Origin of the sequence: Pseudomonas umsongensis (assembly GCF_002236105.1) — a bacterium.
GTDB lineage: Bacteria > Pseudomonadota > Gammaproteobacteria > Pseudomonadales > Pseudomonadaceae > Aquipseudomonas > Aquipseudomonas umsongensis.
In genome coordinates, this window is sequence record NZ_NIWU01000001.1 from 1,105,207 (window position 1) to 1,117,432 (window position 12,226).

General features: G+C 58.9%; 8 protein-coding genes and 1 pseudogene. 4 read left to right on the top strand and 5 right to left on the bottom strand.

Annotated features, from left to right (window positions below):
- Window positions 1-510: 510 nt before the first annotated feature.
- Window positions 511-1,299: an SDR family oxidoreductase gene (locus PSUM_RS04880; protein ID WP_083349113.1), complete on the top strand. Its 789-nt coding sequence runs from the start codon at window positions 511-513 to the stop codon at window positions 1,297-1,299.
- Between the two features lie 268 nt (window positions 1,300-1,567).
- Window positions 1,568-2,905: an MFS transporter gene (locus PSUM_RS04885; protein ID WP_083349114.1), complete on the top strand. Its 1,338-nt coding sequence runs from the start codon at window positions 1,568-1,570 to the stop codon at window positions 2,903-2,905.
- Between the two features lie 138 nt (window positions 2,906-3,043).
- Here the strand turns inward: PSUM_RS04885 and PSUM_RS04890 are convergent, their stop codons facing one another.
- The 4 genes and pseudogenes from PSUM_RS04890 to PSUM_RS04905 all read right to left on the bottom strand — a co-directional run bounded on the left by PSUM_RS04890 (window position 3,044) and on the right by PSUM_RS04905 (window position 8,419).
- Window positions 3,044-4,417 carry an LLM class flavin-dependent oxidoreductase gene (locus PSUM_RS04890; RefSeq protein WP_033045516.1) on the bottom strand — a complete coding sequence of 458 codons (1,374 nt, stop codon included), beginning with the start codon at window positions 4,415-4,417 and terminating at the stop codon, window positions 3,044-3,046.
- Window positions 4,418-4,455: 38 nt separating this feature from the next.
- On the bottom strand, window positions 4,456-5,301 hold the full coding sequence (locus PSUM_RS04895) for an amino acid ABC transporter permease (RefSeq protein ID WP_083349115.1): 846 nt from the start codon (window positions 5,299-5,301) through the stop codon (window positions 4,456-4,458).
- Window positions 5,298-6,118 (bottom strand): annotated as a pseudogene (locus tag PSUM_RS04900) (transporter substrate-binding domain-containing protein). Before PSUM_RS04900 ends, PSUM_RS04895 begins: the two are co-directional and overlap by 4 nt.
- Before the next feature lie 135 nt (window positions 6,119-6,253).
- Entirely contained in the window at window positions 6,254-8,419 is a 2,166-nt protein-coding gene (locus PSUM_RS04905) for a methyl-accepting chemotaxis protein (RefSeq protein WP_083349117.1), read from the bottom strand.
- 273 nt (window positions 8,420-8,692) lie between these two features.
- On the opposite strand from PSUM_RS04905, the gene PSUM_RS04910 reads away from it, so the two are divergent.
- A complete protein-coding gene (locus tag PSUM_RS04910) occupies window positions 8,693-10,258 on the top strand; it encodes a methyl-accepting chemotaxis protein (RefSeq protein ID WP_020800446.1) in 1,566 nt (521 codons plus the stop codon).
- Window positions 10,259-10,313: 55 nt separating this feature from the next.
- Here the strand turns inward: PSUM_RS04910 and PSUM_RS32340 are convergent, their stop codons facing one another.
- On the bottom strand, window positions 10,314-10,448 hold the full coding sequence (locus PSUM_RS32340) for a hypothetical protein (RefSeq protein ID WP_020800447.1): 135 nt from the start codon (window positions 10,446-10,448) through the stop codon (window positions 10,314-10,316).
- Window positions 10,449-10,575: 127 nt separating this feature from the next.
- On the opposite strand from PSUM_RS32340, the gene PSUM_RS04915 reads away from it, so the two are divergent.
- Window positions 10,576-11,256 carry a class I SAM-dependent methyltransferase gene (locus tag PSUM_RS04915; RefSeq protein WP_033044633.1) on the top strand — a complete coding sequence of 227 codons (681 nt, stop codon included), beginning with the start codon at window positions 10,576-10,578 and terminating at the stop codon, window positions 11,254-11,256.
- Window positions 11,257-12,226: the final 970 nt, after the last annotated feature.

Consider the following 12,226-nt stretch of genomic DNA (forward strand, 5'->3'; position numbering starts at 1 on the left):
TAGGGTTCCGCTTTTACAGCGGGTCACTTGGAAAAACGGAACGCCGCCCGCCGCGAGGGGCAAGAAAAGCAAAAGCAAAAGCAAAAGCAAAAGCAAAAGCGAGGCGGCCTTATCGCCGACCTGATTGCAGGTGTGTCTGCGATCCCATTGTGGGAGCGAGCCTGCTCCGGGCGGCGTTCCGACGATGGACTTCCAGGCACCGCGTTCATCCAGACGGGGCGCGTTATCGTTAACGTCAATCGCCAGCAGGCTGGCTCCCACAGGGGATTGGGGGTATCCGCAAAGATCAGGTCGGCGATAAGGCCGCCTCGCTTTGTTTTTGGCGCCCCGTTAACCATGTGTCCGGTCCGTACCGGCGCTTGAAAAAGGGAGTCGCTGGAAGGGCGAAACCATAAGTGGCCGTTACCGCAGGAATGGATACACACCCAATCCAGTTCTTAACTACAACCCCATGCTTGAGTGAACAGTATTGCCCCTTCACTTGAGCTTTTTTCTTACAGGAACACACGCATGAACCTTGGAATAGCAGGACGCTGGGCGCTGGTGTGCGCTGCCAGCAAAGGCCTGGGTAAAGCCTGCGCCCAGGCACTCGTCAGCGAAGGCGTGAACGTGGTGATCACTGCCCGAGGCGAACAGGCACTGAATGAAACAGCCCGTCAGCTCAGGTCGTTGAATCCTGAAGTGACTGTGATCGCCGTCGCCGGCGACATTGCAACACCAGAGGGGCGTGCGGCAGCCCTCGCGGCCCATGAGCATTTCGACATCTTGATCAACAACGCTGGAGGCCCTCCTCCCGGGGATTTCCGCGACTGGAACCGCGATGCCTGGCTCAAGGCGCTCGACGCCAACATGCTGACCCCTATCGAGTTGATCAAGGCAACGGTAGACGGCATGGCGACCCGCGGATTCGGCCGCATCATCAACATCACCTCGAGTGCGGTCAAGTCGCCTATCGAGAGCCTGGGCCTGTCCAACGGTGCACGCAGTGGCCTGACTGGGTTTGTCGCAGGGCTTGCCCGGCAGGAAAACATTGCCAGTCGTAACGTGACGATCAACAACCTGCAACCGGGCTCGTTCGACACCGATCGGCTGCGTGACAACCTGGACGCCGCCGCGCAGGAACTGGGCCAGGACAGTGAAGCATTCCTCGACGAATGCCGTAGCCAAATTCCCGCTAAACGCTTCGGCTCACCCGAGGAGTTCGGTGCTCTTTGCGCCTTCGTATGCAGCAGTCACGCGGGCTACCTGACCGGGCAGAACCTGTTGATTGATGGAGGGGCCATTCGCTCCAGCCAATAAAATGGCAGGCACACTGGCCTGGATGCTTTCGCCCTTCGCTCAGACCCGTTACTACAGCGCAGTTTCGAACTGCGCGTTTTGCTTTTCTTCAGCCCGTAAATCTTTTCAATGACAAGTGCCTCGCTGGCGCCTGCCTACCATACCCCCAAGGTATCGCTTAGCACCCAAATGATATTAGACCCCACCGGACATCACACTTAGCCTGTGATTCGGCAGGGTCTGCCTGCGCGTAAAAACTATAAAAAATGCCTTACTGATTGGAGCAGTCATGAGCACTCACTATTCAATTCCCGAGCTGATCGATAGCACTCGAGTCAGCTCTTTTCAGTGGCGGGTTTTCGCCCTTTGTTTTTTCGTCGCCATTCTTGATGGATTCGATACCCAAGCCATTGCCTTCACCGGTCCCTCGATCACTGAGGCATTCGGACTCGGCGCAGGCGCCTTGGCGCCCATACTGACCGCCGGAATTGTCGGCATGGTGCTCGGTGCCATGGTACTGGGCCTGATGGGCGACAAATTCGGCCGCCGGCCCGCCATTATCGGGTCGGTTGCCTTGTTCGGTTTCGCCTCCCTGGCAACGGCATTTGCCCAGACTACCGAGCAGATCCTGGTCTTGCGCTTTATCGCCGGGCTTGGCATGGGCGGTGCGACACCCGTGGTTCTCTCGCTCGCCGCCGAGTATGGCAGCGCAAGACAACGCGGCACGATCATGACCACGGTCCTGCTCGGTTTGCCCGCTGGCGCCATTCTTGGCGGATTGCTGGCTGCGAAAATGCTGCCCTCGATTGGTTGGCAAGGCATCTTTGCCGTTGGCGGTATCGTGCCACTGGTACTGGTGGTGGTCTTGATGTTCGCACTGCCGGAGTCGTTGTATTTCCTGACCCGGCAACGGACCCATGGCAGCGTTGAGAAGATCGGGAAAATTGTCGCCAGCATCACCAGGAACCCAACGCTCCCGGGCAGCACCTACAGCGTCCCGGAGGTCGATGTAAAAACCAGCGTCACCTCCCTGTTCTCTGGCGGCCTGGCGCGCAATACCTTTGGCATATGGACGGTCTACCTTTTCAACTGGGTGGCATGGTTCATGTTCCTGTCCTGGCTGCCCACTGTTCTCAAAGCAACGGGACTGCCGGCAGAGCAGGCACCCATGGGCACTGTTGCGGTCAACGCCGTGTTTGTCGTGTGTGCCATTCCGCTGTCGATCATCTTGCCGAAAATCAACGTTCGGCTATTGCTGCTGGCCTTGTTTGTGTTCGGTATTGCCCTGTGCCTGGGCCTGGCGAACAGTGGCACCCATTGGGCGCTGGTATTCACCCTCGCAGGTCTCGCAGGCCTGGGCATTGGTGGGCAGCAAATCGTCTTGAACTACATGGTTGCCCAGGCGTATCCCACCGCATTGCGGGCAACCGCAACCGGCTGGGCGATTGGACTGGGCCGGGTGGGCGCCATCATCGGATCGGCAAGCGGCGGCTGGTTTCTGGAGCACGGAGGTCCTGCCGGTTATTACTCAGCGCTGATCGTGCCGTTGGCGATAGCAGCGGCAGCACTCTTGATCATTCGCACCCAAGCCGATGCACCGGCTAGCCAACCTGTCGCGGCGCATTGAAGGACAAGGACCAACACAATCGCGCCGCGGCGCCATCGCGCGGGGGCGTTCCTTTCATCGCCAGGCGATGACGACGCTGGCAACCGGGGTGCAGGCGCATGTGCCGTTTGACCTCAACTGCGCATCCGCCTGCAACACTCAGTCAAAACGGAACGAGGCGCCATAAGCCGAGGCAGGCAAATGACTCGAACCGTCGGCGCGCAACCGTGAACGCAAGGTGCCACTTTGCGGCCGGGTGCGGTATAGCCCGCGCTTTTGCAACTCGGGGATGACCAGTTCAACGAAATCCTCAAGGCTGCCGGGACTGATCAGCGGGTTAAGCATGTAGCCGCTGGTGCCGGAGATTCGCGCATGCTCCTCGATGCGCTCGGCCACCTGGTGTGGCGTGCCCACCAGGATAAGATCGCTACCTCGGGTGACCTTTGCAAAACGCTGTTTGACGTCACCCGCGGTCAAGGGTTTGCCACTGCCATCGGGATGCACCACGTAGGAAGTCATGCCTTCGGTGTGGGTGGACAGTGCCTCATTGTCGGCGTAGCGGCCGATATCAATACCGGTATCACCCGCGTAACTCACAAGCTGTGCCTGCAGGTGATAGTTGCTTTGCAACTCGTCATATTTGCGCTGGGCTTCGATTTCTGTTTTAGCGGTGACAATACGCAACACCGTCAGCGACTTTACATCGTCACGGTGACGACCGCGTGCCTGGGCCTTGGCCCGGATTTCCTCCAGCCCCAAGCGAATCTCCTGGGGGTTGGACTTGGCAACGAAAATCAACTCGGCGTGTTTGGCGGCGAATTCACGACCGCGCCCCGACCAGCCCGCCTGGATCAGCAACGGCGTGCGTTGTGGCGATGGCGAGGTCAGGTGCGGCCCGGCCACGCGGTAATGCTCACCCGCATGATTGATCGCACGCACGCGCTCGCCCCGGGCGTAGAGTTGGCGCGTCTTGTCCGCGACCACAGCGTCGTCGGCCCAACTGCCCTCCCAGAGTTTGTAGGCCACATCCAGGAATTCTTCGGCGCGCTCATACCGGTCATCGTGCTTGATCATTTGCTCCAGGCCAAAGTTGCGGGCGGCGCTGGACAGGTATGAAGTGACGATATTCCAGCCGACCCGGCCATTGGTGAGGTGATCCAGGGTGCTGAAGCGTCGGGCATGGGTAAAGGGATGTTCGTAGCTGGTGGTCACGGTAACGCCAAAGGCCAGGTTCTGCGTGACGGCGGCCAACGCCGGGATGATCATCAGCGGGTCATTGGCCGGTGCTTCAACGGCCCATTTCATCGCCGCATCAGCGTTGCCGCCAAACACGTCGTAGAAACCCAGTACATCGCCAAAAAACAGCATGTCGAGGTGCGCCTGGTCAGCAATGCGCGCCAGGTTCGACCAGTAGCCGAGGGAATTGATTGCCAGGCGTTCATCAGCCGGGTGAGTCCAAAGGCTTGGCGCACCGCCACAGCCCACGCTGGCTTGCTCATAGAGCGCAAACAGAAGAGGAGTTGGATCGGACATCGTGGTTCCTGATTAAGTAAGAAACGGGGGGCGAAACATCAACGCGGGTTCTTGAAACCTTTGCCGTAGTGGCGTTCAAGGCGGTGCTGGATCAGTTCAAGCCCGATGGACAGCAACCAATAGATGACGGCGGCGGTGGTGAGCATTTCGATGTAGCGATAAGAAGAACGCCCATAGGACTGCGCCAGGAACATGACCTCCCACACACCCATCACTGAGATCAGCGATGAGTCCTTGAGCATTGAAATGAACTGACTGGTTGTCGGCGGGATGATCGTGCGCATCGCTTGCGGCAAGATGATGTGCAAAAAAGTCGCTGCCGGCCTGAGGCCCAACGCCATCGCCGCTTCCCGTTGTCCGGGGGCTACCGCCTGGATACCGGCACGAAAGATCTCGCTGAGGTAAGCCCCGTAATTAAGCGAAAGCGCAATGATCCCCGCACTGATAGCGCCAGGTACGACGCCCAGTTGCGGCAAGCCCAGGTAAATCAGCAGGATCTGGATCAGCAGCGGCGTGCCGCGAAAAAAAGAGGCATAGAAACTGGCGATGCCGTAAGCCACTGCGCTGCGTGACAGTCGTGCAAGCGCCGTCACGAAGCCCAGCAGCAAGGACAGGCAGATCGAACACAAGCATAGGAACAACGTCAGCGCGGCGCCTTGCAGGAAACCGTTCGGCCCCAGGTGCAGTCCAAGCAGATTCGGCAACTTCTCCAGAATGATCGAGAACTTCAGATCGAAGCTCATGAAAAACATGACGCACAATCCCAACAGCGTCGCCCACGTCAGATACAGGCGCGTGCGAAATCCCGATAACAGGTGAACACGACGCTTCTCGGTTTCGGCGGCCACCGTCGCTTTGGCCGGGTATGGGTTCTGGGCTGTCATTGGCTGATGTCGGCACCGATCCACTTCTGCGAAATGTTGCCCAGCGTTCCGTCAGCCTTCAGTTGGCCAATGACTTCGGTCACCTTGGCGTTCCATTGCGCATCGCCCTTTTCAATCGCCACCACGTTCGGTTCGGCATACAGCGCATCGCCAGCAATCTTGAAGCGAGGGTCCTGGGCGATACGCTCGCGGGCCGTGATCAGGTTGGTGACCATCGCGTCAAGGCGCACGCCTGTACCCAGTGCCAGGTCCTGGAAGGCAACGGTCTCGTTGTCGTACGGCGCCACCTGGACATTATCGAAAGGAAAACTCAAAGGCTTGTCTTCGGCACCTTCGATCACCAGGTCCTTGTTCAGGTAGGCTTCATATGTCGAGGCGCTGATCACCCCGATTTTTTTGCCAGACAAATCCTTGCCTGCCGTGATCTTGTTGTCACTGGCATTCACCACGATCACCGCCGGCGACTGGTAGTATTCGACAGGGAAATCGAATACTTCGGCGCGGGCCTTGCTCGGCGTCATCGAGCACACGCAGATGTCATAACGACCGTTCCAGTGACCGGCGGCGATGACATCCCAGGATGGTGTTTCCAGCTTGAGCTTCACGCCAAGACGTTGGGCAACCGCCTTGGCCACATCCACGTCAAACCCTTCCAACTGGTTTTGCTCGTTGAGAAAAGAGAACGGCGGATAACTTTCCATCAGGACGCCGGTCAACTCGCCTTTTTGCGTGACGCGATCAAGGATGGCCCTGCGGACGCTGTTGAGCAGAGAGTCAGCAAGGCCAGGCCAAGGGGTAAAAACGCTTTGCTTTTCAAAGACAAGTACTCCAATCAATCGAAAATAACTGATTAGATTAAAACGCAATATAAAAATCGTTAGTACTTGTTTTATGGAATAACAGGCTCATTTCAAGGTATATCAATCAGCACCGAATACACCGGCGTACGGACTCAAACAGCCGCTACTCTCGCGCCATTGCCGCTCACCTCGAACTGCCCCACCAGCTTCTGCAGTTTATTGGCATTGAGCCTGACCGTTTCGGCACTGTTTTGCAGCACCACCACGGTCTGGCGCATTTGCGTGGAGCAGTGGTCGACCTTCTTGATCGTCTGGCCGCAGTCGAGGCTACGAGTATTGAGCTGCTGGATGATCGCAAACATGCTCTCTACCGCCTGATGCAGCTGCACGTTTTCCGAAGAGGCATCCTCGGCCAGGCGCAGGCTGTTATCGACGTCCTTGACGCCCTCCTCCATGAAGCTGACGGCTTTTTGCGTTTCGTTCTGCAGGCCTTCGACCATCTGCCGAATGTCATCGGCCGCCCGTGAGGTGCGTGAAGCGAGGCTGCGCACCTCGTCGGCGACCACTGCAAAACCTCGCCCATGTTCCCCTGCGCGTGCGGCCTCGATGGCCGCATTGAGCGCCAGCAGATTGGTCTGGTTGGTGATGTCGCTGATCAGGCCGGTGATCTTGCCGATCTGGGTCATCCTGCTGTCGAGCAACTGCACACTCGAAGAAGAACGTTCGACCACATCGCGAATGGATTGCGTCCCTTCCTGCACCGCCAGAAATTGCTCGCGAGCACGGCTAACCACTTCATCCATCGCCTGTTTCATTTGTTCGGCACTGGCGGAGGCCTGCTGGATCTCGCCCAGTTGGTCTTCGACGATAATCATCATGTGATGCACCGCTTCGGCCACCTCGGTCGAGGTGAGGCTGGCGTCCTGGCTGCGCCCCAGCATCAATTGGTTGGTGGTGCCGACGTTGCTGCTGGCCTTCACCACTTGCCCTACCACCGAGTCCAGATGGTCGATGAAACTGTTGATCCAGCGCCCCATGTCGCCCGTCTCATCATTGGCCATGCGCTTGATGTCCAGGCGCTGACGCAGGTTGCCCTCGCCTTCGGCAATGGTCCGGATCACGCCCGTCATCTCGTTCAACCTTGCCGCCAGGCGCTTGGGCCCGAGCCGGCTGAACAGGAACGCGGCGCCGGCCATGCTCAAGACCTCGACGGTATCGATCATGCCCTGGTCCAGGCCACTGTAGTGCTGGACCAGGAAATTACAGGCGAACAGTCCGGTCATGGTCGCGATGTAGGGCTTCATCAAGCCGTGGCTGAGCGAGCGCCGGCGGTATACCTCCTCAAGGTCAGCCTCGCACATCATGCCCCAGCGGTCCGGTGACCCTGGCAACTGGAAGGTAACGCCCTTGCCCACCACTGGAATGTGCCGGTAGTCGGAGTAACCGGGATACGTCACGAAGAGGTTGGAGCCCTTGCGGATAGTCTCGCGTACGCCGGGGTGCAGTTGTTGCGTCGCCGGGTCGGTGAAGCGCAGCTCAAGCTCGGTGTGCCGCTGGATCTGCACGGTCTTCCAGGGGGTGTGTACGCCACTCTTCAGATTTTCACCGTGGCTGAAGGTGCCGTCCTCGAAACGTGAGCGTGACAATGCGGTACCGGGCTCAATGGCGGGATCGAAACGCGATTGCGCCATGAACAGGTAATTGTCACCCGACTCGGCAAAAATGTGCCCGGCCTCACGCTGGATAAGATCGCCCAACACATCGTTGGGTATGCGGCCGCAGAGGCAGCCCAGGACTTTTCCATCGACCCTCAGGGGCTGATAGAACATCAGCGTGACTTCATCAAAGAAGCGCGAAGACGAGGGGCCGATTTGCAAGGTCAGCAGATCGCTGTAAGGGCCATGAAGGAACGGCGCCTTCAATCCTTGCGCCAATGCGCGGGTGTGCTCCAGCCGAGCTTTGCCGCGCTGGCTCCAGGTTGAAACGATGACACTGCCGCTGGCGTCAACGACAAACAACTCCGAAAAATCCTCCGCCTGGACGAGCTTGTCCACCAATGAAGTGCTGTCGAGGCTGGCGAAATCAGCACTCAGGTGTTCCGCCAGCTCCGCCAGGTGCTCCCACTTCTCGCGCGTCCAGTTCTGCAGCAACTGCACTCGGGTTTCAGCGATGGCTTCGAAGGTTTGCTCGATCACCGGATAAGCCGAGCGATTGAGCCAGCACGACCAGCCCATCGTGAGTTTTCCAGTCTTGCCGAACCAGGGTAGCCAGCGTTTTTCGTTGGCGGACAATTGCATGAAATTACTTGATAGCGACATCTACTTCGTCCATTGCGACACTCAGATGGCTAATTGATAGCAAATACCAGGCCAATTCGTGAGCAGGCTAACCAACTCATGGAAAGGAGTAAGGTTGACTTGGGCACCGGTTTTGTAGGCCGAGAAAAACGCAGGGCACCCCTGTCATCAAATGAAAAGAAAGTGTCGTCCGATGCGGGGTCGGCGCTCGCGGGATACGCGTAGAACACATCGCGTATTTTTTGATTTACCTGTTCCAGACCATAATAAAAATCCGTATAGGGATCGCATTTTATGCGTGTGAATTTGCCCGTAACCGACCATGAAAGATTATTCCCCGCCGATCAACGCCTGATCTCCACCACCGATCTCGATAGCCGAATCACTTACTGCAATGACGCGTTTGTCGACATCAGCGGTTTCACCTACGACGAACTGGTTGGTCAGACGCATAATCTGGTCCGGCACCCCGACATGCCGCCCGGGGTATTCGTGCATATGTGGCACACCATCAAGCAAGGCAAGCCCTGGATGGGGATTGTGAAAAATCGTGCGAAGAATGGTGATTTCTATTGGGTCAGTGCCTACGTCACGCCCATCTATGAAAACGGCCGCCTGAGCGGTTACGAGTCGGTTCGTTCGGTGCCCAGTCGCGACCAGGTGCGCAGGGCAAGCGCGCTTTATGCAAGGATGCGCGCCGGCAAGCCGATCGTCGCGCTGAGTGCGCGGATTTTCCGGCCGCTGCAACAGGGTTGGCCATTACTGATGGCAACCACGGTTTCACTGCTGGCTGATCAGTGGCTGGAAAAAGCGGCGGCCCAAGGGGTGCTGGTAGTGAGCCTGGGGATTGCCTGGTTCCTGATCGTGTCCCGACAACGCAACGCCATACAGCGCACCCTGGCCGAGCATCCGAAAGCTTTTGCCGACCGCTTGGTCGCACTCACCTACAGCGATAACCATGGTCCCCAGGGGCAACTGGACATGGCCATGCTCAGTGAGAAAGCCCGCTTGCAGACAGCCTTGAGTCGACTCGTGGATGCCGGGGTCAGTGTAAAGGCCAAGGCGGCGCAATCATCCGAGTTGTCCGGCTTGCAAGCGCAGGCACTTGACCGCCAGCGCAGCGAAACCGATCAGTCCGCCGCCGCCATCTCACAGATGGCGGCCACCAACCAGCAAGTGACGCAAAACGTCATCAGCACCGCGCATGCCGCCTGCGAGGCTGACCAGTTGACCAGGGACGGCAGCGAGTTGGCCGGACAAAGCCTGCGCGCCATGGAGGCCATGAACGCCGCCGTCAACGAAATCGCCCAAGCAGTCAATGCGTTGGCGAGCGAGACGCAGTCGATCGGCAGCGTCGTGGATGTCATCACGTCGATTGCTGAACAAACCAACCTGCTGGCGCTCAACGCGGCGATCGAGGCGGCCCGGGCAGGCGAGCAAGGTCGCGGTTTTGCCGTGGTTGCCGATGAGGTGCGATCCCTTGCCCAACGCACCCGCACCTCAACCGAACAGATCCACGGCATCATCGCTTCCCTGCACATCGGTGCCGATCGCGCAGTCACGACGGCCACCCGGGGTGAACAGATTTCTCGCGACAGCATGCAGCGTGTCGAGGCGGTGCAGGCTGCCTTGGTCGGTATCAGCCAGGCCGTCAGCCGGATCACCGATATGAGCCAGCAGATGGCGTCGGCGTCGGAAGAGCAAAGTCACGTGACCGAAGATATCAATCAACAGATCACGCGAATTGCTCAACTGTGCGATCACAGTGCGGGGCAGGCCAAGCAAGGCGCGGCCATCAGCCAGGATCTCGAAGGGATGGCCGAGTACCTGCACAGCCTGGCCGAGCGATTTAACCGATAACCTAAAGCTCAGCGACGGACTGTCTCAGACCGTCGCTGGTGCCCGTTGACGCCAGCTATGCAAACCCAAGGAACGACAGGACCACCGCGACGATCACCACCACCCCGACGATGTAGATTATGTTGTTCATCAGTCCACCTCTCAATCTGAACAGGATTGCAAAACGCGGGTGCGACAACGTCCAGCTCATGCACCTTTGCTTGTCACTCCATTCGACAACGCACAGGGCGCATTGTCCCAATCAGCCGCAGCAGGACCAATGGTCTGCGTTCACCTGTCCTATGCTTCTATCCAGCCCCACCACTTCGGACATTGCCATGCCTGCCGACGAAACCACACTCCTCCAGAGCTGGCACCACAACGCCCACGCCTGGATCGAAGCCGTGCGCACCGGCGCCATTGAAAGCCGCCGCAATGTCACTGACCAGGCCATCCTGCTGGCGATAATGGGCCGCCAACCCGAGTGCGTGCTTGACCTCGGTTGTGGCGAGGGCTGGCTGTTGCGTGCATTGGCGGAACGAGGCATCGAGGTCGTCGGCGTGGACGGCGACGCTACGCTCGTCGAGTCAGCGCGGGCGGCCGGTGCCTCAACGGTGTACCTGGCCAGTTATGAAGAGCTGGTGGATTCGAAGGTTTCAATCGGCAGCGACTACGACCTGATCTGCGCCAACTTCGCCTTGCTGCACCAGGACATCATCCCCTTGCTCGCAGCCATGAACGCCCTGCTCGCCCCCGGCGGCGCGCTGGTGATCCAGACGCTGCATCCATGGACCGTGGCTGCGGGCGACTATCAGGACGGCTGGCGGGAAGAGACCTTCGGCGGATTCGAGGGGCAGTGGCAACCGATGCCGTGGTACTTGCGAACCTTGTCCAGTTGGTTCAATGCGCTGGACATGGCCGGGTTCCGGCTGGCGGGGCTACAAGAGCCGCAGCACCCGCAAAGCCCAGCGCCGCAGTCGTTGCTGTTGGTGGCTGAGCGGCGGGATGGTTTTGTTTAGAGGATTTTTTCCAGTTTCATCGTGTGGCCGAGCCAGGGCCGCAGGTCCTGCGCAGCAGATGGCAGCATATTTGGACTGGGTGTATGAACTCGCCCCCACTGGGCAGAACCTTCAAAAAGCCAATGTAGAGCAAAAGCTATGCGAGGCGGACTGACCTGATCGTTTTCATCCTGTGATGTTCCGCATCACGGTTGCGCACGGCTCAACTAATGCGTCGTCAGCGGAACGCGGAGCGTCCCTGGCGGCATTCCCACGCAGAGCGTGGGAACGATCAGCGAGTTCACTTCAAGCCAGGCCGCCTCGCTTTGCTGTTGATCGCAGGCGCCCCGTTAACCACGATGGCCGAACGCAGGCATTGCGCAGTGGGTAAACCGGCAGGACGCCGGTTTAGCCGCGCTGGGCCAGGGACGGCCCATCGCGGCGACCCACGGAGCAATGCCGGAGTGAGGGCATGCCGAGCCCCAGCGAGGCACCGAGTGGTGGGGCAAAGCCTTTTGCTTCCTTTTTGGTGTTTGAAAAAGGGAGTCGCTGTAAAAGCGAAACCACAAGTGGCCGTTACCGCAGCAATGGATATGTACGCAGGCAACCAATTCACACAGGGCTTCTTGTAACGCCCCGCATCACCGTTGCGCACGGCTCAATTAACGCGTCGTCAGCGGAACGCGGAGCGTCCCTGGCGGCATTCCCACGCAGAGCGTGGGAACGATCAACACAGGCATCACCTAAAAAGCAGGTCGGCTTTAAGGCCGCCTCGCTTTGCTTTTGATCGCGAGCGCCCCGTTAACCACGATGGCCGAACGCAGGCATTGCGCAGTGGGGAAACCGGCAGGACGCCGGTTTAGCCGCGCTGGGCCAGGGACGGCCCATCGCGGCGACCCACGGAGCAATGCCGGAGTGAGGGCATGCCGAGCCCAAGCGAGGCACCGAGTGGTGGGGCAAAGCCTTTTGCTTCCTTTTTGGTGTTTGAAAA